The 21,454-nt window shown below is 63.3% G+C and carries 16 protein-coding genes, 1 tRNA gene, 2 rRNA genes and 2 pseudogenes (1 of these 21 cut by a window edge); 9 read left to right on the forward strand and 12 right to left on the reverse strand.

Features of this window, described 5'->3' with window-relative positions:
* The 5 genes and pseudogenes from ACZYHG_RS11405 to ACZYHG_RS11425 form a co-directional block, all read left to right on the forward strand.
* Window positions 1–2,205 (forward strand): 23S ribosomal RNA (locus ACZYHG_RS11405) (it extends 617 nt beyond the left edge of the window).
* Between the two features lie 200 nt (window positions 2,206–2,405).
* A 5S ribosomal RNA gene (rrf, locus tag ACZYHG_RS11410) occupies window positions 2,406–2,520 on the forward strand.
* 224 nt (window positions 2,521–2,744) lie between these two features.
* Window positions 2,745–2,821, forward strand: a tRNA-Met gene (locus tag ACZYHG_RS11415).
* A gap of 196 nt (window positions 2,822–3,017) precedes the next feature.
* Window positions 3,018–3,464: pseudogene (locus tag ACZYHG_RS11420) on the forward strand (FGGY-family carbohydrate kinase); the annotation flags it as partial.
* Complete coding sequence (locus ACZYHG_RS11425) at window positions 3,428–5,077, forward strand: GMC family oxidoreductase (RefSeq protein ID WP_464613862.1); 1,650 nt, start codon at window positions 3,428–3,430, stop codon at window positions 5,075–5,077. The pseudogene ACZYHG_RS11420 and the gene ACZYHG_RS11425, both read left to right, overlap by 37 nt.
* Before the next feature lie 5 nt (window positions 5,078–5,082).
* On the opposite strand, the gene ACZYHG_RS11430 is transcribed toward ACZYHG_RS11425, so the two are convergent.
* Window positions 5,083–6,000 (reverse strand): LysR family transcriptional regulator, encoded by a 918-nt coding sequence (locus ACZYHG_RS11430; protein ID WP_464613863.1) that lies wholly within the window; start codon window positions 5,998–6,000, stop codon window positions 5,083–5,085.
* Between the two features lie 138 nt (window positions 6,001–6,138).
* Here ACZYHG_RS11430 and ACZYHG_RS11435 point away from each other — a divergent pair, with 138 nt between their 5' ends.
* Together ACZYHG_RS11435 and ACZYHG_RS11440 are read left to right on the forward strand one after the other, a co-directional pair.
* Window positions 6,139–6,777 carry a DsbA family protein gene (locus ACZYHG_RS11435; protein WP_464613864.1) on the forward strand — a complete coding sequence of 213 codons (639 nt, stop codon included), beginning with the start codon at window positions 6,139–6,141 and terminating at the stop codon, window positions 6,775–6,777.
* A 37-nt stretch (window positions 6,778–6,814) separates the two neighbouring features.
* Window positions 6,815–7,426: an NAD(P)-dependent oxidoreductase gene (locus ACZYHG_RS11440; protein WP_464613865.1), complete on the forward strand. Its 612-nt coding sequence runs from the start codon at window positions 6,815–6,817 to the stop codon at window positions 7,424–7,426.
* On the opposite strand, the gene ACZYHG_RS11445 is transcribed toward ACZYHG_RS11440, so the two are convergent.
* Window positions 7,427–8,230: a hypothetical protein gene (locus ACZYHG_RS11445; RefSeq protein ID WP_464613866.1), complete on the reverse strand. Its 804-nt coding sequence runs from the start codon at window positions 8,228–8,230 to the stop codon at window positions 7,427–7,429.
* A 171-nt stretch (window positions 8,231–8,401) separates the two neighbouring features.
* Here ACZYHG_RS11445 and ACZYHG_RS11450 point away from each other — a divergent pair, with 171 nt between their 5' ends.
* Window positions 8,402–9,184 (forward strand): DeoR/GlpR family DNA-binding transcription regulator, encoded by a 783-nt coding sequence (locus ACZYHG_RS11450; protein ID WP_464613867.1) that lies wholly within the window; start codon window positions 8,402–8,404, stop codon window positions 9,182–9,184.
* 56 nt (window positions 9,185–9,240) lie between these two features.
* Here ACZYHG_RS11450 and ACZYHG_RS11455 read toward each other — a convergent pair whose 3' ends face one another.
* The 8 genes and pseudogenes from ACZYHG_RS11455 to ACZYHG_RS11490 form a co-directional block, all read right to left on the reverse strand.
* Window positions 9,241–10,317, reverse strand: a complete 1,077-nt coding sequence (locus tag ACZYHG_RS11455; protein ID WP_464613868.1) for an ABC transporter ATP-binding protein — start codon at window positions 10,315–10,317, stop codon at window positions 9,241–9,243.
* Entirely contained in the window at window positions 10,314–11,114 is an 801-nt protein-coding gene (locus ACZYHG_RS11460; protein ID WP_464613869.1) for an ABC transporter permease, read from the reverse strand. The genes ACZYHG_RS11455 and ACZYHG_RS11460 overlap by 4 nt, the downstream gene beginning before the upstream one ends.
* Window positions 11,115–11,116: 2 nt before the next feature.
* Entirely contained in the window at window positions 11,117–11,977 is an 861-nt protein-coding gene (locus tag ACZYHG_RS11465; protein WP_464613870.1) for an ABC transporter permease, read from the reverse strand.
* Between the two features lie 60 nt (window positions 11,978–12,037).
* The gene (locus ACZYHG_RS11470) at window positions 12,038–13,042 is read right to left on the reverse strand and encodes an ABC transporter substrate-binding protein (protein ID WP_464613871.1); all 1,005 of its coding nucleotides are present in this window, start codon (window positions 13,040–13,042) and stop codon (window positions 12,038–12,040) included.
* A gap of 60 nt (window positions 13,043–13,102) precedes the next feature.
* Window positions 13,103–14,572, reverse strand: coding sequence for an aldehyde dehydrogenase (locus tag ACZYHG_RS11475; RefSeq protein WP_464613872.1), 1,470 nt, complete (start codon window positions 14,570–14,572; stop codon window positions 13,103–13,105).
* 10 nt (window positions 14,573–14,582) lie between these two features.
* Window positions 14,583–15,620 carry an LLM class flavin-dependent oxidoreductase gene (locus ACZYHG_RS11480; protein WP_464613873.1) on the reverse strand — a complete coding sequence of 346 codons (1,038 nt, stop codon included), beginning with the start codon at window positions 15,618–15,620 and terminating at the stop codon, window positions 14,583–14,585.
* A complete protein-coding gene (locus ACZYHG_RS11485; RefSeq protein ID WP_464613874.1) occupies window positions 15,617–17,416 on the reverse strand; it encodes an alpha/beta fold hydrolase in 1,800 nt (599 codons plus the stop codon). Before ACZYHG_RS11485 ends, ACZYHG_RS11480 begins: the two co-directional genes overlap by 4 nt.
* Window positions 17,409–17,995 (reverse strand): annotated as a pseudogene (locus ACZYHG_RS11490) (amino acid synthesis family protein). The gene ACZYHG_RS11485 and the pseudogene ACZYHG_RS11490 overlap by 8 nt, the downstream one beginning before the upstream one ends.
* 138 nt (window positions 17,996–18,133) lie before the next feature.
* Between ACZYHG_RS11490 and ACZYHG_RS11495 the strand changes: the two are divergent.
* The gene (locus tag ACZYHG_RS11495; RefSeq protein ID WP_027043370.1) at window positions 18,134–18,808 is read left to right on the forward strand and encodes a GntR family transcriptional regulator; all 675 of its coding nucleotides are present in this window, start codon (window positions 18,134–18,136) and stop codon (window positions 18,806–18,808) included.
* A 6-nt stretch (window positions 18,809–18,814) separates the two neighbouring features.
* On the opposite strand, the gene ACZYHG_RS11500 is transcribed toward ACZYHG_RS11495, so the two are convergent.
* A complete protein-coding gene (locus tag ACZYHG_RS11500; protein WP_464613875.1) occupies window positions 18,815–20,236 on the reverse strand; it encodes an ROK family protein in 1,422 nt (473 codons plus the stop codon).
* An 86-nt stretch (window positions 20,237–20,322) separates the two neighbouring features.
* Window positions 20,323–21,231, reverse strand: a complete 909-nt coding sequence (locus tag ACZYHG_RS11505) for a tagatose-bisphosphate aldolase (RefSeq protein ID WP_464613876.1) — start codon at window positions 21,229–21,231, stop codon at window positions 20,323–20,325.
* Window positions 21,232–21,454: the final 223 nt, after the last annotated feature.

The raw sequence follows: 21,454 nt of genomic DNA on the forward strand, positions 1-21,454 counted from the left end.
ACGTACCTTTTGTATAATGGGTCAGCGACTTAGTGTGACGAGCAAGCTTAAACCGATAGGTGTAGGCGCAGCGAAAGCGAGTCTGAACAGGGCGTTCAGTTCGTCGCATTAGACCCGAAACCGAGTGATCTAGCCATGAGCAGGTTGAAGGTAAGGTAACACTTACTGGAGGACCGAACCCATAACTGTTGCAATAGTTCGGGATGACTTGTGGCTAGGGGTGAAAGGCCAATCAAACTCGGAAATAGCTGGTTCTCCGCGAAATCTATTTAGGTAGAGCGTCGACCGAATACCCCAGGGGGTAGAGCACTGGATGGGCTAGGGGTCCTCACCGGATTACCAAACCTAACCAAACTCCGAATACCTGGGAGTACTAGTCGGCAGACACACGGCGGGTGCTAACGTCCGTCGTGAAAAGGGAAACAACCCTGACCTACAGCTAAGGTCCCCAAGTTATGGCTAAGTGGGAAAGGATGTGAGGATCCCAAAACAACCAGGATGTTGGCTTAGAAGCAGCCATCATTTAAAGAAAGCGTAACAGCTCACTGGTCTAAATAAGGGTCTTTGCGCCGAAAATGTAACGGGGCTAAAGCCATACACCGAAGCTTAGGGTTTGGTCCGCAAGGGCCAAGCGGTAGCGGAGCGTTCTGTAAGCTGATGAAGCCATACCCGTGAGGGGTGGTGGAGGTATCAGAAGTGCGAATGCTGACATGAGTAACGTAAGGGGAGTGAGAGACTCCCCCGCCGAAAGACCAAGGGTTCCTGCTTAAAGCTAATCTGAGCAGGGTTAGCCGGCCCCTAAGACGAGGCGGAAACGCGTAGTCGATGGGAACCACGTTAATATTCGTGGGCTTGGAGGTAGTGACGGATCATTGAGGTAGTCCAATCTTATCGGATTGAACGGGCTGCTGCGTGGTTCCAGGAAATAGCTCCTCCTTATAAACCGTACCCGAAACCGACACTGGTGGTCTGGTAGAGTATACCAAGGCGCTTGAGAGAACTATGCTGAAGGAACTCGGCAAATTGCACGCGTAACTTCGGAAGAAGCGTGACCCTTTTCTACGCAAGTAGAGGAGGGTGGCACAGACCAGGGGGTAGCGACTGTTTATCAAAAACACAGGGCTCTGCGAAGTCGCAAGACGACGTATAGGGTCTGACGCCTGCCCGGTGCTGGAAGGTTAAGAGGAGGGGTGCAAGCTCTGAATCGAAGCCCCAGTAAACGGCGGCCGTAACTATAACGGTCCTAAGGTAGCGAAATTCCTTGTCGGGTAAGTTCCGACCTGCACGAATGGCGTAACGACTTCCCCGCTGTCTCCAGCATAGACTCAGTGAAATTGAATTCCCCGTGAAGATGCGGGGTTCCTGCGGTTAGACGGAAAGACCCCGTGCACCTTTACTATAGCTTTACATTGGCATTCGTAGTGGCATGTGTAGGATAGGTGGTAGGCTTTGAAACCTGGGCGCCAGCTCAGGTGGAGCCACCCTTGAAATACCACCCTTATTACTATGGATGTCTAACCGCGGCCCGTTATCCGGGTCCGGGACAATGTATGGTGGGTAGTTTGACTGGGGCGGTCGCCTCCTAAAGAGTAACGGAGGCGCGCGATGGTGGGCTCAGAACGGTCGGAAATCGTTCGCTGAGTGCAATGGCATAAGCCTGCCTGACTGCGAGACTGACAAGTCGAGCAGAGACGAAAGTCGGTCATAGTGATCCGGTGGTCCCGCGTGGAAGGGCCATCGCTCAACGGATAAAAGGTACGCCGGGGATAACAGGCTGATGACCCCCAAGAGTCCATATCGACGGGGTTGTTTGGCACCTCGATGTCGACTCATCGCATCCTGGGGCTGGAGCAGGTCCCAAGGGTATGGCTGTTCGCCATTTAAAGCGGTACGTGAGTTGGGTTCAGAACGTCGTGAGACAGTTCGGTCCCTATCTGCCGTGGGTGTAGGAATATTGAAAGGATCTGTCCCTAGTACGAGAGGACCGGGATGGACGGATCTCTGGTGGACCTGTTGTGGCGCCAGCCGCATAGCAGGGTAGCTATATCCGGACGGGATAACCGCTGAAGGCATCTAAGCGGGAAACCCACCTTAAAACGAGTATTCCCTGAGAACCGTGGAAGACGACCACGTTGATAGGCCGGGTGTGGAAGAGCGGCAACGCTTGAAGCTTACCGGTACTAATAGTTCGATCGGCTTGATCGTTCTCATTCCTTATGCTCATCTGACAAAGTCAGATGGTCTTACCAGCGCTCACGCATGAGCGGCCCTTACGGGCCTATGCTCCGCGAGGGCGCCGGAAAACCGGCGACGCGCAGTCGCGCTTGCGGGCCTTGCCCGTTAGCAAAACGCAAACGTCGCCTTGGCACAGAAAACAGCTTCTCGAATAACGTGCGTTTTGCCGACCTGGTGGTTATGGCGGAGCGGCTGCACCCGATCCCATTCCGAACTCGGCCGTGAAACGCTCCAGCGCTGATGGTACTTCGTCTCAAGACGCGGGAGAGTAGGTCGCTGCCAGGTCTGCTAAATGCACGTTAAAATCTTCTCTTCACGAACAGGCCCGCCAAGGGATCACGGGCCGCGAAAGCGGCCCTTTCATTTGGGGGGCAGAAATATCGCAATCGCCCACGGCGATCGCAGCATTAAGCAAGCAAACGCTTGCCTAGTTCGGCAAGCAAACGCTTGCCTAGTTTAGCAAGCAAGCGCTTGCCTAGTTTAGCAAGCAAGCGCTTGCTGAGAGGTGGCGCGGGGTGGAGCAGCCCGGTAGCTCGTCAGGCTCATAACCTGAAGGTCACAGGTTCAAATCCTGTCCCCGCAACCAAACTCTTAAAAATGGCCCGCCCTCAAGCGGGCCTTTTTTGTGCCCGGATGGCGGGCAGACTGGCCCTGCGCTAACGTAAGCCATCACTGACCGATGATCAAATAGCCACCATTGCGACGCTTTTCGCGATGCAGCATGCTTGTCTGATCCTTAGGATCGGGCTTTTGAGAAGAACGGTCGCAATACGTCGGCGACGCGCGCCGGCTTCTACGGCATCGCCGGCTGGCATACGCGGGCGCATCTGTTGCGGGCGCTGTTCGAGGGCGTCGCCTTCGAGCACAAGCGCCATGTCGAGACGCTGCTCAAAGCCGACGCCGATTTCGATCATGTGGTGCTGTCCGGCGGCGGCTCACGCAGTTCGGTCTGGCCGCAAATCTTCGCCGATGTGCTCGGCGTGCCCGTCACCGTGGCGCGCAGTCGCGAGACCGGAGCCCTGGGAGCAGCAATCGCGGCGGGCACCAGCGTTGGCCTCTTCGCGGGCTATAGTGCTGGCGCCGCCGCCATGACGGCCGCCGCCCGACACTTCGCGCCCAACGAGGCGGTTGCCGAGGCATACGCCCGGCGGTATCTGCTCTAAGGCGAGATCAACAGCGCGATGGTGCCGCTATGGGAGCGCATCGCCGGACAACAGGCCCGCACGTGAGCGAAGCATCACCGTCCCCGTTTGGCGACTACGACTACGTCATCGTCGGTGCCGGCTCCGCCGGCTGCGTGCTCGCCAACCGGCTCTCGGCCGATCCGCGCAACCGGGTGCTGCTGCTCGAAGCCGGCGGCAGCGACCGCTACCACTGGGTCGATATCCCGATCGGCTACCTCTTCTGCATGGGCAATCCGCGCACCGACTGGATGATGAAGACCCAGCCGGAGGCCGGCCTCAACGGACGTAGCCTCAACTATCCGCGCGGCAAGGTGCTCGGTGGCTGTTCATCGATCAACGGCATGATCTACATGCGCGGCCAGGCCGCCGACTATGATGGCTGGCGCCAGGCCGGGAACGCTGGCTGGGCCTGGGACGATGTACTGCCTTACTTCCTCAAATCGGAAGACCATCACGGCGGCAAGGGCGCCATGCATGGCAGCGGCGGCGAGTGGCGGGTCGAACGGCAACGCCTGTCATGGCCGATCCTCGACGCCTTCCGAGACGCCGCCGAGGAACTCGGCATTCCGCGCACCGACGACTTCAACACCGGCACCAATGAGGGCTCGGGCTATTTCGAGGTCAACCAGCGCAACGGCGTGCGCTGGAACACGTCGAAAGCGTTCCTGCGTGGCATTGCCGCGCGCAAGAATCTGCGCGTCGTGATCGACGCCGAGACGGAGCGGCTTGAGTTCGAAGGCCTACGCGTCACCGGCCTCGTCTTCCGAAAAGACGGTGGCCTGCATCGCGTGTCCGCCGGCCAGACCATTCTTGCCGCCGGTGCCATCAACTCGCCGAAGATCCTTGAACTCTCGGGCGTTGGCCGGCCAGACCTGCTCTCGGGAATTGGCGTGGATGTCCGTCATGCCTTGCCGGGGGTCGGCGAAGGTCTGCAGGACCATCTGCAGATCCGCACCGTCTTCAAGGTCGCCAATGCCACCACGCTCAACCAGCGCTACCACAATCTGATCAGCCGCGCGTCGATGGGGCTGGAATACGCGCTCAGGCGCAGCGGGCCGCTGTCGATGGCGCCGAGTCAGCTCGGCATCTTCGCCAGGAGCGATCCGCGTCTCGCAACACCTGATCTCGAATACCATGTGCAGCCGCTGAGCACGGATCGCTTGGGCGAGCCGCTGCATCGCTTCCCGGCGGTGACGGTATCGGTCTGCAATCTGCGCCCGGAGAGCCGGGGCACTGTGCATATGGGATCGTCCGATGCGCGCGAGGCAGCGAAGATCCAGCCGAACTATCTCTCCACCGAGGGAGACCGCAGCGTCGCCGTCGCGTCACTGCGCCATGTCCGCGGCTTGATGAAGGCAAGGGCGATAGCACGCTTTGCACCGGAAGAGATGCTACCCGGTGCGCAATATGACAGCGACGAAGACCTCATCCGCAAGGCAGGCGATATCGGCACGACGATCTTCCACCCGGTCGGCACCTGCAAGATGGGTTCGGACTCGATGGCGGTGGTCGACGATCGTCTTAGGGTTCACGGGCTTGCCGGGTTGCGTGTGGTCGACGCCTCGATCATGCCGACAATCGTGTCGGGCAACACCAACTCTCCGGTGGTGATGATCGCGGAGAAGGCGGCCGACATGATTCTGCAGGAGGCCCGCTGACGGCGTCACGCCATGGCGGCGCCGCGTGATCGTCTCTTCTCGGCAGCCGCCAGCAGGTCGACAAAGGCGCGCACCTTGGCGGGCCGGAACCGGGCCGGTGGAAAGACCGCGTGGATGCCGCCGGTTGGCAAGGTCCAGTCGGCAAACACCGGCACCAGCCTCTCCTCGGTGATATCGTCGCTGACGCTGTAGTCGGGGAAGATGCCAAGCCCGATGCCGGCGAGCACGCAGGCCAGGGAAGCCGGGCTCTTGTCGCACATGATGACCGGGTTGAGTTCGGTCAGCACCTTTTCGCCATTTCTGGAAAACAGCCATTGGCCGATACCACGCAGCTGGGCGTTGCCAACCCAGGCCAGCGATCTCGCCTGGCGCGGCGTCACGTCGGGCGGCAAGGTCGCTGCGAAGGCCGGGCTCGCCACCACGACCTGCTCTATCGTGCCCAGGCGCCGCGCCTGGTTGGAGGAATCGGCAAGCCAGCCGACACGGATGCCAAGATCGATCTGCTCGTCGACCAGATTGCTCACCGCGTCATCGAAGATCGCTTCGACGCGCATCTGTGGATAGGCCTTCAAATATGTCGCCATGACCGGCGCCACCATCTTGGTGCCGTAGTCGAGCGGTGCGGTCAGCCGCAGCATTCCGGTGGGTTCGACGGCCGCGTGAGAGATTTCCCCATAGGCCGCTTCCGCCTCGCGCAAAATGATCATCGCACGGTCATAGAAGAGGCGGCCCTCCTCGGTCGGCGTGACACGCCGCGTCGTGCGCTGCAGCAGCGTCGCGCCCAGTTCCTCTTCAAGCCTGCCGACCTGATGGCTGACGACGGCCTTGGCGACGCCAAGCCGGTCCGCGGCAGATGTGAACGAACCGGTCTCCATCACCGTGGTGAAGTAGACGAGCCGGTTGAGGTTCAGAAGGTCGGCCAATGCGCTGCCTTTGTCTGATTCAATCAGACAGTTTGTATTATTGGCGCGTATTTATCGCAAGACCGCTGCCTGCCACATATGTCCTAGATGATTGGCGGGGCCGGGCTGTGACAGCCCCCACCAGGAATGGCGATGACGATGAGCAAAGCAGAAGTGACCTATCTTTTCGATCCGCTCTGCGGTTGGTGCTACGGCGCCACCCCGATGCTGGATAGGCTGTCGGCCAGCGGCGTGCGCGTTGAGCTGCTGCCGACCGGCCTGTTCTCCGGTGCCGGTGCGCGGCCGATGGATGAAGGCTTTGCCGCCCACGCCTGGGCGAATGACCAGCGAATCGAACGTCTGACCGGACAGAAGTTCACGCAGGCCTATCAGCGCAATGTCCTCGGCATCCGTGGCACCTTGCTGGACTCGCATGCCGCGACCCTCGGCATCAGCGCCGCTGGCCTGGAAGACACCGGCCGCCGGCTGACCGCACTGAAGGCGATCCAGCGGGCGCGCTATGTCGATGGCCGCGATATCGTGACTATCGAAGGTGTCGTTGCCGTGCTCGTCGACGCTGGCATGGCGGACGCCGCCGCAATGTTGAAGCAGCCGAACGAGACATTGCTGACCGCTCACCGTGAGCTGGTTGGCCGAGGTCGCGCGCTGTTTCAGCGCCTGCATGCCAACGGTGTGCCTTCGCTCGCGGTCATTCGCAACGAAACGCCCCGGCTCATCGGTTCGAACGCATTGTTCGGCAGCTTCGACAATCTTGTCGCCCATATCGCGGCGGCGTGAACTCCCCAACTGACCTCCAACAAGGACTGGAAAAGACATGGCAAAAGTTGCTCTCATCGGTGCATCGGGCGCAGTCGGTTCGCGGCTGCTCAAGGAACTCTCCGACCGTGGCCACACGGTCACCGGTATCGCGCGCAGCCCGGAAAAGATCGCGGCGCTGCCTGGCGTCACCGCCAGGAAGGGCGATGTCTTCGACAGGCAAGGCCTCACCGATCTGATCCGCGGCCATGACGTGGTGATCAGTTCGGTGCATTTCCTGGACAGCGACACCGACACGCTGATCGCTGCCGTGCGCGCTTCCGGTGTGAAGCGCTATCTCGTTGTCGGTGGCGCGGGCAGTCTTGAAGTCGCGCCCGGCAAGCGTCTGGTCGACACCCCCGAATTCCCAGCGATCTACAAGGCCGAGGCGCAGAAGGGTGCCGACTTCCTCGACACATTGAAGACCGTCGGCGACCTCGACTGGACCTTCCTGTCGCCGTCGGCCATGTTCATTCCGGGCGAGCGCACCGGCAAATACCGCCTCGGCAAGGACACGCTTCTCGCTTCGGTCAAGGGCAGCAGCATTTCCTTCGAGGACTATGCCATCGTCATGGTCGACGAGATCGAGAAGCCTGCCCATGTCAGGCAGCGCTTCACTGTCGGCTATTGATCAGGAGGCAGCGGCCGTGTCTCGATCGAGGCCGGCCGATGCCAGCCGCATCAGCGCTTCGCGGACACTGATGCGCCGATAGGTTTCGGTGACGAGGCCGTCCTGCCTCAGCTCCTGGCGGCGGCGTTCGACGAAGGCGCGTTCCTCGGCGGTCAAATCGTGCTGACGCTTGCGCAGCCAGTCCTGGTAGGACGAATCGAGTTCCTTGACCGGCTTGGCCGCGGTCGAAACCGAGGCCGGCCGGCTGTCGGTGTAGCGGGGCCGCAGTGCGCTGTTGGGGTTGAATTCTGTTCGCTTGTCGTTGCCTGAAATGACCAGGTCGGGATCCGAAACCCGGCCCGAGGGGCTGTAGACGAAGGCCGAGGCGATACGGTCAAGCGCGGCATCGACTTCCTTCGGGCGGTGCACCACCTCGCGCGGCGCGCGATCGGGAACGGCCAGCCTTGTGATGCCGCGATCATTGATGGCGTCGAGCACCTCGCGATGATCGAGCGAGGTGATGATTTCGCGCCGGGCCGGCCAGAAATCATAGGGCGCATGCGCGCCATAGCCCCTGCCGATATGGAACGCATAGATTTCCGGATAGACCGTGAGCTCAGTGCGGCGGCTCGGCTTGATGTCGTAGAACGCGGTGATGGCGATCTGCAGCAGATGGGTGGCGCCGATGCCGCCAAGCGCATCGTCGATCACCAGGCCGAAACGGTCATGCGGGTTCCAGTCCGGCAAGGCCTGCGCGATCGAGGCGGGCTTGCCGTCGATCTCGACGTCGAACATATCAGCCTTCAACAATGTCACGACATGCATTGCGGTCTCCGTCGTCTTCCGCCGATTCGTCAGAACGTCATCAGATCAGCAGCGCTTGTGCTTGTCAGCCGGCATACCGTTCGAATCGAGGCAGGTCAGCCAGGCCTTGCGAGACTCCTTCCCCATCTGCATCGGCATGGTTAATAGTGTCGATTTCGCGGAGAATCGATCATGGAGCACAGCCGGCTATCGAAGAAGGAGCGGCATGCGCTCATCCTGTCGGAAGTGCGCCGCTCGGCCTCGATCCGTATCTCCAGGCTCGCCTTGCGCCTGGGTGTCGCCGGCGAAACGATCCGCCGCGATCTCATTGAACTTGGCGATGCAGGACTGCTCAACCGAACCTATGGTGGCGCGACGATCTCGCTGGTGACGTCCGAACCGGTCATTGCCGAGCGCAGCCAGACCATGATCGAGGAGCGTGCCCGGATCGGACGTGGTGCGGCTGGACTGGTCGAGAAAGGCCAGATCGTGATGATCGATGGCGGCTCGACCACCTACGAGGTGGCGCGCAGTCTCTCGCAGTTGAAGCGCGAGCTGACCATCATCACCAACTCCATCGGCGTGGCCTCGGTGACCGGCGCCAATCCGACCTTCCGGGTCATCCTGTGCCCCGGCACCTATGACAGCCGCGAAGCCAGCGTGGTCGGAGAGGATACGGTGGAATTCGTCAGGCGCTACAATGCCGACATCGCTATCATCGGCGCCTCGAGCCTGTCCGCGGATGGGCCCAGCGACATGATCTCGGGGGCGGCGGCGGTCAAGCGGGCGATGATTGCGCGCGCGCTGTCGACAGCGCTTGTGGTGACCAACGACAAGTTCGGCCGCAACAGCCTCGAACGCGTCTGCGCACTGGCTGATCTCTCCGACATCGTCACCGATCGCGAACCCCAACCGGCGCTGCGCGCCGCCGTTGAAGCGGCCGGAACGGAACTTCGTGTCTTCAACGCCGGCTGAGCGACCGCTGCGGGAGGATCAGTCGAAATCCGACGCCAGCAGGAAGATAGCGGCCATCAGGCCGGGAACAGGAACGCCGAAGCGGGATCGAAAAAGATGCGCTGACCTGATGAGGCGGTGCCATCTGCTTCCTCTGCATCCGAGGTTGGCCTGACATCGATTTCGTCGCCGCCGGCCGTGCGCGCCACGACCCGCCGGCGATCGCCGAAGAAGGCGGTATCGACGATCTCGACGGCGAGTGCCGCACTTGTTGGCCCGGGCGTCAGGCGGAAGGCTTCCGGGCGCACCATCATCCGGACCTTCTGGCCTTGGCCGAACGACGTTGTCGTCTTGACGCCGGTCACGATCGAGCCGTCGGCTAGGCGGATCGTCGATGCGCCACCCGTGGTTTGCAGATGCTCGGCCGGCAGGAAATTCGAGTTGCCGATGAAGCCGGCGACGAACTCGTTCGCCGGCCTGAGGTAAAGATCCTCGCCAGTGCCGATCTGTTCGATGCGGCCTTCCCTGAACAGAGCGATGCGATCCGAAAGATGCAGCGCCTCTTCCTGGTCGTGCGTGACATAGAGGATGGTGACGCCGGTCTCGCGATGGATGCGGCGGATCTCGGCCTGGATCTCCTGGCGCAGTTTCTTGTCGAGCGCCGACAGTGGTTCGTCCATCAACAGGATCGGCGGGTCGTAGGCGAGCGCGCGGGCAAGCGCCACGCGTTGCTGCTGGCCTCCAGACAGCGCGCCGGGATGGCGGTCGGCGAAGTTTTCGAGGCGCACCAGCGCCAGCATGTCGGCGACCTTGCGCCTGATCTCGCCGTCGGGCCGGCGGCGCACGCGCAGCGGAAAGGCGACATTCTCGGCGACGCTCAGATGCGGAAACAGCGTGTAGCGCTGGAAGACCATGCCGATGTTGCGCTTGTGCGACGGCACCGAAAGCAGCGACCTGTCCTCCAGGAGCACATCGCCCGAGCTCGGATCCTGGAAACCGGCGATGGCGTAGAGCGTCGTCGACTTGCCGGAGCCCGACGGGCCGAGGAACGTCAGGAACTCCCCCTTGGGCACATCGATGGTGACGTCATGGACGGCGACGAAGGCGCCGAACGTCTTTCTCACCGCGCGTATGGACAGGAACGGTCGGGTCATCTGGACAATTTCCTGCGAAGGAGTGCGGTCACGATCATCAGGCACAAGGTCAGGCCGACAAGCAGGCTGGAGGCGGCGGCGACGACCGGGCTGAGGTCGGCGCGCAGGCTGCCCCAGATCTTGACCGGCAAGGTCTGCAAGGTCGGGCTTGCCATGAAGATCGCCACCACGACCTCGTCCCATGAGGCCAGGAAAGAGAAGATCGCCGCCGAGAAGATGCCGATCCTGATCGACGGCAAGGTGATCCTCAACCGTGCCTGCAGCGGGCTGGCGCCGCAGATTATGGCCGCGTCCTCGATGGATTTGTCAAAACCCTCGAGTGCCGCGGTGATCGGAATGATGGCGAAAGGCAGTGCCAGGATGGTGTGGGCGATGACGAAGCCGACCGTGGTGCCGGCAAGGCCGATGCGCAGGAAGAAGGCGTAGATGGCGATGGCGAAAACGACGACTGGCAGCACCATCGGCGTCAACAGTAGCCCGCGCAGGATCTGGCGCCCGCGAAATTCGCCCCTGACCAGGCTGAAGGAGGCGAACAGGCCGATGATGACGGCGAGGATGGCGGCCATTGCGGCAATCCGGGCACTGGTCAGCGCGGCATCGATCCAACTCGGGTCGGCCAGCAATTGCTGGTACCATTTCAGTGTCCAGCCGGGCGGCGGGAAGGCCAGCCAGCGCGACGAGCCGAATGACAGGAGCACGATGAAGACCACCGGCAGCAATAGGAAAGCCGCGACTGCCGCCGTGAAGCCGACAAGCGCCACGCGCAGCCACCCGAGCCTGTCGTAGTCGAGCAGCATCCTCAGATCCCTCCGCCGGGGCGCTTGGCCCCGACCAGGCGGAGCTGGATCGCGTAGAGCGCCATGGTGACGACGAGCAGGACGAAGGCGGCCGCACTTCCGAGCCCCCAGTTGAGCAGCGACTGCACCGTCTGGGCGATCATTTCGGCCAACATCATGTTGGATGTACCGCCGAGCAGGGCAGGCGTGACGAAGTAGCCGAGCGACATGACGAAGACCATCAGCCCTCCTGCGGCGATGCCGGGAAGCGCCAGCGGCACGAGGATGCGGCGGAAGGCCTCGAACGGGCTTGCGCCACAAAGGGCTGCGGCGCGCAGCGTCATCGGGTCGATCGCGCGCAGCGTGCCGACCAGCGGCAGGATCATGAACGGCAGCATGATGTAGACCATGCCGATGGTGACGCCGGCCAGATTGTTGATGAGCGGCAGCGGCTCGTGGATGACGCCCAGGCCCATCAGTGCCCTGTTGATGACGCCGGTGCGCTGCAGCAGCACCATCCACGCATAGGTGCGGGTGAGAAGGTTCGTCCACATCGACAAGATGATGATGCCGAAGATGATCGAGCCCAGGGCCGGCGGCATGATCGCCAGCATCCAGGCAACGGGGAAAGCCACCAGGATGGTGACGGCGGTGACGACCGATGCGACCAGGAAGGTGTTGAGGAATACCCGCACATAGGTGCCGCTGCCGAACAGCGCGGCGTAGTTCTGCAGGCCGGGTTCGGGATCGGTGACGCTGCGCAGCAGCAAAGCGACCACCGGCACGATGAAGAACAGGCCGACCAGCAGGAGGGCCGGCAAGGCGCTGCCGCTGCCGGCCGGCAGGCCGGCAACCGAGCCGCGTCTAGGATAATTTCCCTGCATCGAGCGGTCCTGTCTCGAAACGGGGCGCGCAAGCCGCGCCCCGTCAACCCGGCAACGGTGTTACTTGGTCTGCCAGGCATACCAGCGCGTGGCGATCTCGTCGCGATGCTCGGCCCAGTAGTTCATGTCGAGGTTGATCTGGCCCTCGACATGGGCATCAGGCAGGGCCTTGACGGCATCGGCGGGCATCTCCGCCTTGGCCTTGGTGTTGATGGGCGCATAGCCGCTTGCCTCGGCGAATTTTGCCTGGCCGGTCGGGCTGGTGGCGGTGGCGAGGAACTTCATCGCGCTGTCCTTGTTCTTGGCGCCCTTCGGCACGACGAGCACGTCGGCTGCGGTGAGGTTCTGATTCCAGGCGACACCGACATCGGTGCCATCCTGCTGGAGGGCGAAGACGCGCCCGTTCCACAACTGGCCGAAGGCGGCTTCGCCGGAAGCAATCAGCTGCTGCGACTCGGCACCGCCGCCCCACCAGACGATATCGGACTTGATGGTGTCGAGCTTCTTGAAGGCACGGTCGAGATCAAGCGGATAAAGCTTGTCCGCCGGCACGCCGTCGGCCAGCAAAGCGATTTCGATGACGCCCGGCGCCGACCATTTGTAGAAGGTCCGCTTGCCGGGAAACTTCTTGGTGTCGAACATGTCGGCCCAGCCGGTCGGTTCGCCCGTGACTGTGCCCTTGTTCCAGGCGAGCACGAAGGAATAATAGAAGCTGCCAACGGCGTGCTCATTGCTGAAGCGCGGGTCGAGATCGGCCTTGGGCACGACGGCATAGTCGATCGGCTCCAGCAGCCCGTCCTTGGCGGCCTTGATGGCGAAATCCATTTCCACGTCGACGACATCCCAGGTGACATTGCCGGCGTCGACCATGGCCTTGAGCTTGCCGTAGTCGGTCGGTCCGTCCTGCAGCACCTTGATGCCGGAGCTGGCCTCGAAGGGTGCCGCCCAGGATTTGGTCTGCGCCTCCTGCGTGGTGCCGCCCCAACTGGTGAACGCCATCTCGTCGGCCTTGGCGGCGGTCGCCGCGAGCAGTCCGGCCAGCAGGCCGGTCAAAATCAGTTTCATGTCATTCTCCTCTGTTGGTTCTGTTCTTGTTTTTCTCAGTGCACCTGCGTCCCGCGGTTCTCAGCGCATGACGAAGGGATCGGGGATCGGCTCGTCCGAGGTGTTGATCCAGACGGATTTCGAGCGTGTGTAGTCTCTGATGGCGTCGAGCCCGCCTTCGCGGCCGAAGCCCGACAGGCCGTAGCCGCCGAAGGGAACGAGCGGCGATACGACGCGATAGGTGTTGACCCAGACGACGCCGGCATGGATGTCGCGCGCCATGCGGTGCGCCCTAGCGAGATTGCTGGTGAAGATGCCGGAAGCGAGGCCGAAGGGCGTGTCGTTGGCGAGCGCCAGCGCTTGCGCCTCGGTGTCGAAGGCAAGCACGCTGAGCACCGGCCCGAACAATTCCTCGCGCACGCAGGGCAGGTCGCTGCCGCCGGCATCGATGATGGTCGGTGCGTAGTAGAAGCCGCTGCCGGCTGGCCGTGTTCCGCCGGTGATCAGCATGCCGCCCCTGGCGATGCTTTCCGCGACAACCTTCTCGATCCAGTCGCGCTGACGCAGCGTGGCGAGCGGACCCATTTCGGTCGCCGGATCCTGCGGATCGCCGATGCGGATCGCCTCGGCCTTGCGCTTCAGCCGGGTGAGGAATTCATCCTTGACCGAACGCTCGACCAGCAGCCGCGAGCCGGCGACGCAGCTCTGGCCGGTCGCGGCGAAAATACCGGCGACGACCGCATTGGCAGCGCTGTCGAGGTCGGCGTCGGCAAAGACGACGACCGGGCTTTTGCCGCCGAGTTCCAGAGTGGTGTGGGCAAGGTTCTCCGCCGTGTTCCTGACGATGGCGCGCGCCGTCGATGGGCCGCCGGTGAAGGCGACGCGCGAAACCAACGAATGGCTGGTCAGGCGCCGGCCGCAATCATGGCCAAAGCCAGTGAGGATGTTGACGACGCCGGGGGGAAAGCCGGCCTCATGAACCAGTTCGGCAAAGGCGAGCAGCGGCGACGGTCCGTCCTCGGAGGCCTTGAGCACGATGGTGCAGCCGGCAGCAAGCGCCGGGCCGAGCTTGACGGCCGAGAGGAAGAGCTGCGAATTCCACGGCACCACTGCGGCTACGACGCCGATCGGCTCGCGGCGAATGGTGACGTCGAGATCCGGCTTGTCGATCGGCACATGCGCGCCTTCATGCTTGTCGGCGAGCCCGCCATAATAGCGGTAGTAGTCGCCGACATAGGCGATCTGGGCGCGGGTCTCGCGGATGATCTTGCCGGTGTCGCGTGTCTCGAGTTCTGCAAGGCGCCCGGCATTGGCGGCGACGAGGTCGCCCAGCTTGACCAGCAGCTTGCCACGCGCCGTCGCCGTCATCGTTCGCCACGGGCTTGAGTGCAGCGCGCGGTGCGCCGCCTCGACGGCGCGGTCGACATCAGCTTCGTTCGCCGCCGGCATTTTCGCCCAGGCTGCCCCGGTCGACGGGTCGACACTGTCGAAAGTAGCGGACGGTTCGTCGAAGCGGCCGTCGATGAAGTTCCTGAAAACAGCGTCGGTCATGGGCTCGCGATCAAAGGAAGGCCGGCATCACCCGGTCGATGAACAGTTGCAGTGATTTTTTTTTGCGCTCGTGCGAAAGCCCGCTGTCGATCCAGATCGAATACTGGTCGTAGCCGAGCGCTTCATAGGATTTCAGCCGGGCGATGACCTCGTCGGCCCCGCCGATCACCAGGTTCTGCCTGATCTTGTCGGGCGCGTATTGCGGCATGGCCGCGATCTCGTCCGGCGTCAGCGGCTCCAATATGCCTTGATGCACTGGTTTCTTGTTCTGGAACCAGGCGCCGAACTGGCAATAGAAAGTCGACAGGTCCTGCGTCAGGCGATCGGCGTCGGCCGCGTCCTCGGCGACGAAGGTGTGCATCAAAAGCATGATTTCCGGTCGTTCGATCTCTGGATGCGCGGCGCAGGCAGCGTTGAAGCGCTGCATCAGGCTCGTCACCTCGTCATCGCCGGAAGCCAGCGGCGTTACCTGCACCTTGCATCCATTGGCGACGGCGAAATTATGTGAATTCGGGTCGCGGGCCGCCACCCAGATCGGCGGGTAGGGTTTCTGTAGTGGCTTGGGCGAGGAGGTGGTGGCGGGGAATTGCCAGAACTCGCCGGAGAGTTCGAAGTCGCCGTCCCAGAGGCCGCGGATCGCCGGTATGATCTCGCGCATGCGCTGGCCGGCGCCCCAGGCGTCGAGGCCTGGAAAGATGCGCTGATATTCATAGCTGTAGGCGCCGCGCGCGATGCCGATGTCGAGCCGGCCGCCACTGATGACGTCGGCCATCGCCGCCTCGCCGGCAAGCTTGATCGGATGCCAGAAGGGCGCAATCACGGTTCCGGTGCCGAGGCGGATACGGCTGGTCTTGGCGGCGAGATAGGCGATGTTGATGAAGGGATTGGGCGAGATGGTGAATTCCATGCCGTGATGTTCGCCGATCCAGGCGGCTTCGAAGCCTGCCTGTTCGGCTATCAGGACCAGTTCCTCGAGCTCGGTCACAAGCTCGGAATGCGGCTTGGCCAAGTCTGACCGTTCCATGTGCACGAAGAGTGAGAATTTCATCCGTGGTCACCTGTATTGACGGCGGAAGCGCTGGCCCTGGCGAGCGGCCGAACCTCGCCTTCGACATCGTTGCCGACATAGACGCCGAAGGCATCCACCGAGCATTCCCTGATGTAGCGCGTGAGCATCGAGCGGATCGCCGGATCGGCGATCTTCAATCCTTCGATCGCGTCGATCTCGATCAGCCGGACGCCGCGATCGCTGGAAGCGGGCACGTCGAACGTGCCGCGATAGTAGACATGTGTGCGCGAAACAGCTCCGGCGTCGTCCCAAACGGCAAACAGGAAGCCGAGCTGAGCCTCGATGGCCTTCGCAGCAAGCAGCCCTCGGAGACTTTTGCCATCCCCGGCCGAGCCCAACCCCCGGCCGCGCGGCAGTTCAAAACCGTCCGCCGTCTCCAGGAACAGGATCCGGCCACTATTTTCGAGGATGGCGCCGACATCGGTGCCGGGCTGGGTGGCGGCCAGCGCGTCCTGGCTGAGGCCGGGTGTGACATAGGCGCCGCGGCAATAGCCGAGCGGCTGCGAGGAATTGTGCTCGAAATCGCGGACGCGGCCGATGAGGATCGAATGATCGCCGGCCTCGACCAGCCGCTCCATGTCGCAGTCGAAGGACGCGACGGAGCCGTCCAGCACGGGGCTGCCGGTGCGTCCCGGCCGCCAGGCGGCCGAGGCGAACTTGTCGGCCGCTTTCGAGGCGAAGATGCCGGAGGCTGCCTTTTGACCTTCATTGAGGACGTTGATGGCGAAGCTCTTCGAGGTCGCGAAGACGGGATGGCCTGATGCCTTGTGGGCGATACAGACCAGCACCAGTGGCGGATCGAGCGACACCGAGGTGAAGGAGTTGGCGGTGAAGCCGCGCGGCTCGCCTTCGGGTCCGATCGTGGTGACGATGGTGACGCCGGTGAGGAAGGAGCCCAACGCGCGGCGGAACTCGCCGCTGTCGAATCCGGTATTCGTCGTCGAAATGCCGTCTTGTTCGGCCGCTTCGTCTTCTGCGAGGAAGTCAACGATGTGGCGCGTGGTGAGGTCCGGTGCCGCGACCGCCATCATGTGCTTCTCGCCCGGCAGCACCGTGCAGCGGCCATCAGGCGCCAGGCGTGCCATCGTGGCCGACATTGCTGGCGAAGAGTTCCTGTCCTCGGAGCCGGTCATGAACAGGGCCGGCACCGCCAGCATCGGCAGGCGGTCGGCATGATCGCGGTCGGCACGAGCGAACAGGCGATAGGTGCGGGCATAGCCTTCCGGGTGGACTGCGCTCAGTGCGGATGCCGTCCTCTGCGCTGCCGCCTCCAACTCAGCCGGCACCGGATCCCCGAACCAGCGGGCAATGGTCTGTCCCGTGCCGGCCGTATCGCTGCGGCCGTTGAGCGCCACCGCTCGCTGGCGAACGGCTTCGGCCAATTCCGGTGGGCGGCGGAACACCGCATTCAGGGAAACGATGCGGCGGACGCGCTCCGGCGCGCGCAGGGCCAACTCCTGGGCAACGAGCGCACCCATCGAATGGCCGACGACGGATATCTTATCGAGGCCGAGATGATCGAGCAGGCGCATGGCCTGGTCGGCGTAGTCGGCCAGTTCCGGGTGCTGCGGCGGCAGTGGCGACTGGCCGTGGCCGAGCATGTCTATGGCGATCACGTCAAAGCCATCGGCCATGCGCTCGATCTGCGGCTGCCAGATCGCGGCGTTCATGCCGACGCCATGGATGAACAGCACCGGCGTGCCCGATCCGGCGCGGATGAAGCCGGTGCCGTCGGGAGCCGTGCCCTGTTGAGCCCATGCGGAAGCGTCAGCCATGCACGTCCCCAAGCTCCTTGATGTCCTGATAGCGGTCGCCGATGCGGTGATGCGGGCGACCGCCGATCGACGCGCCAAGCGCGACCACCAGCTCGTCCGGCGCCGGCGCATCGCCGATCTGGAAATGCACGGTCAGGTAATGCGAGCGCCGTCCCTCGTCATTCTTGTCCATCAGCGGGATCATGATCGGCGTGTTCGGCCCGCCGCGAAGATTGGTGAAGGCAAGATAGGTCTTGGCGCCGACGGCGCGGCGATAATGATTGCCGAAATGCAGCGTGTGGATCAGCGCCGAGGCATGCTCGATCTCGCCTGACGTGCCGCAAATGGCCGCCTTGCCATAGCCCTCGATCGCCTCGCCGGAACCGGCGGCGGCAATGATCTCGCGGGTCAGGATCTCTCCCAGCACCGGCGCGCAGGCGCGGATTTCGGGCGAAAGGTCGTCGGTGAAGCCGCGGCCGGCCCAGGGATTGGTCAGCACTGCGGCGACCCCGATCAGGCGCAGCGGTCGGGGGCAGCCTTGCCGCCTTCGATCAGCGTGTTCTCGGTATAGGTCACGATCTTGCGAATGGCAGGCAGCATGAAATCCTCGGGTCGGCGACTTCACGGGACCATCCGATCCCCATATCATCTTATGGTATACCATGCTATGGAGCGCCAAGTACCTTGTCAACCGGGCATGGAATCTGTTTTGTGGCGACGTAGGAGGCCACACAACACATGCCAGACGACACGCTTCGCATCGACCGCAGCGCAAAGACCTTACGGACGCTGGCGCTGGAGCGCATGCGCGACGCGATCATGGATTTCCACTTCCAGCCTGGCGAAAGGCTGGTCGAGCGGCCGCTTTGCGACCAGCTTGGCGTCAGCCGTTCCGTCGTGCGCGAGGTTCTGCGGCAGCTGGAGGCCGAGGGGCTCGTGCAGATGATCCCTGGGCATGGGCCGGCGGTGGCCAGGCCGGATCTCGGCCGCACCGACGAGATCTATGAGTTGAGGGCACTGCTGGAAGGCATTGCGGCACGCGCCTGCGCCCTGTCGGCCACCGGCGAGCAACTGGCAACGCTCGAACGCGCGCTGGCGGACCTGTTCGAGGCATGGGCGTCGGGGACGCCGCCGGCAGTGATGCGGGCGACGACGAAATTCTACGAGGCGCTGTTCGAGGCCGCCGACAAGCGTGTCGCCTGGGAAATCGTCAGCGGGCTGAATGTCCGCATCAATCAGCTTCGTTCGATGACCATCGTCTCGACCAACCGGCGCGAAGCGGCGATCGCCGAGATGAACGAGATCATGGATGCGATCCGAGCACGCAAGCCGGAAGAGGCGGAAGCCGCGGCGCGGCGCCATGTCGAATCCGCCTGGCAGATCGCCCGCACGGCGCTGCGGCCCCCGGCATGAAGCCGCTTATGCGCCGCCGGTCATGACCGCTCGCAGCCAGTCAGTGATGGCGTCGAAGTCGATCGGCTTTGTCGTGTCGACGTCGAAGAGCGGTCCGCGCCGCAGCGGCTGGGCGCGCTTGGCGAGTTCGATCAGTTCCGGAATATAGGCCGCCCCGGGATGGCCGGCGGGACGCTGGTCAAGCCGGGCGCCATAACGCTCGGCAAGCACTTCGCCGGGTGCATGGCACCAGATTTCAAAGGTTTGCTCGACACCGGCTTTTCGCAGATGATCCTCCAGAACCTCACGCGGCTGGAAGCCGAACCAGGCATCGACGACCACGGTGGTGCCGGCTGGCGCTTCGCCGACAACCGACCAGATTGCCTGGTAGCTGGCGCGGCCGAGCGTGCGGTTGAACAGGCGGTCGCCGCCGCCGAGCACTTCGAGGAACGGGTTCTTTATCGTGTCGAGTGTCAGCAACGGCCAGCCCATGCGGTCGGCGATGCCGCGCGACACCGTGCTCTTGCCGCTGGCGGGGATGCCGTTGACGAGCACGGCGCGCCGGGCGCGGTGGGACTGGGCTGATGGCTCTGCCAATGCCTGCAGGCCAGCGCCGATCACGCCGGCATCGTCGCCGAGCTGTGCGGGTTCGACGTGGCATTGGTACCAGGGTGCCAGTGCCGGCGCGCGGCCGAGTGCTGCATGTGCCGCCCGGCCAAGGCCGCCGCCAAGCAGCACCAGATCGGGATCGAGCACGGCAACGGCCGTGTCGATGGCGGCCCGCAGGGGCCTTGCCCAGGCGTCCAGTATGCCGTGCGCGGTGGCATCGCCGGCCGCATCGCGGGCAAAGAGCTGATCGACGGAAATGTCGGCGCCGATCCCGGCGCGTGCAATGTGGCGGCCGAGCGCCGTGCCCGAGCTGGTGGTTTCGACGCAGCCGCGGCGGCCGCAGGCACAGATTTCGCCGTTGACGTCGACAGTGATGTGGCCGAGCTGACCCGCCGTTGCCGAGCCGCGCGTGATCCGCCCATCCTGAGCGACAGCGCCGCCAATGCCGGTGCCGATGGTGAACATCACGATGTTGTGGTGGCCGCGCCCGGCGCCGAGCGCCATCTCGGCGGCCAGCGCCATGTTGCAGTCATTGTCGATGATGATGGGCTTGCCCGTCATGTCCTCCAGGCGCTGTGCAAGGGCAACCGAGGCGAGGTTGACATAGCCGCCCGACAGGACCGCGCCGCGCCGCGCATCGACGCGGCCGGGGACGCCGACGCCGATGGCCTTCACTTCAGGTGTGTCGAGAAGGCGCACCATGTCGGCGATGCGGCCGAGCACCAGTTCCGGGTCGGGCGCGCTTTTCTCGGAAACGCGCTTGAGGATTTCACCTGTCTCGGAGATGCGGGCGGCACGCAGATTTGTGCCGCCAATATCGATTCCTATGCTGAGAGGCATGACGTCCTGCATTTGTTTTCGCGCAATTCCGGACGCAAAAACCGCTTCACACTTTTGCTGGAATAGCTCTGATCCAAATTCGACTATCAGGCAGCGGCTTTCTGCCGATAGTGCCCGATCACGGCCTGGATCTCACGCAATCGCGGCACCGCGATGGTCTTAAGCCTTTCGCGCTGGATGTCACGGTCGAGCGAGATGCAATCCTTCCACAGCGAACGGCCGGCAATGACGCCCGAGGCGCCATTCTGCATGGCGATCTCGACCTGGCCAAGGAAGGTGGCGTGGTTGACGCCGGCCGACAGCACGGCCCACGGCACGTCGCCGGCCATCTTGGTGATGTTGGCGCAGGCTTGCGGTGTTCCGGGATAAGGAAGCTTCAGCACCTTGGCGCCGCATTCCAGCGAAATCCTGGTCCCTTCTTCGACAAGCCATGGTGTCTTGGCCGCATAATCCTCCTGGCTTTCCCCGTCGAGCTGATAGGTCAGGAATTCGACGACCAGCAACAGGTCCTCCTGCCCGAAATCGGCGATGCACTGGCGCAGTATGGCGATGTTGTGGTCGTTGGCCTCAGGTTTGTCGGCTCTCAGATACACCATGATTTTGCCGCCGGTGCCGCCCAGCGCGCGGACGCGGCGCGCGTCGATGTCGGGAACAAGGCGTGAAAGGCGGTAGCCCTCGGGTGAGAGGTCGAAACCGGAGGCGTCGAGGCCGATGAGCAGCGCCGTATCGCGGTTCAATACGCCCTCGTCGACAATGCGTGGCACAGCGCAGAGCGGGTCGAGCAGCACGCAGGACGCCGCGCTGGCGAGGTAGCGCGTGATATCAGCCTTGGTGTCGCCGAGCATGTCGTTGGTGATCTTGGCCTGTTCGGCGGGATCCGACGCCAGCAGGGTCCGCATGCCGCCGCGCTGGTCGCAGGCAATGGCCACCATGGCCCCGTCCTTGCCGCATATCTGCTGGTAGCCGCGCAGTTCCGCGGTGGTCATCTTGGTCATGGTCTCAATCCGATGTTGGCGCTCTCTCGCCGAGGGCGCGGATCCCGTGAAAACAACGATGTTCAGTTCTGCCCGCCTTGCCGGCAGGGATTTTTTGCCGCGGTGCCGCGCCATCCACCCTCGCGAACAGTGTCTCGCCGACCCCGCGGCCTGGAGCGGTCGCACGTTGCGAGTTGGCTGGATTTGCGCGATAACTCCCGTCGGCGTTTGCGTGTGTAACACG

It is taken from the genome of Mesorhizobium subarcticum, assembly GCF_055456085.1.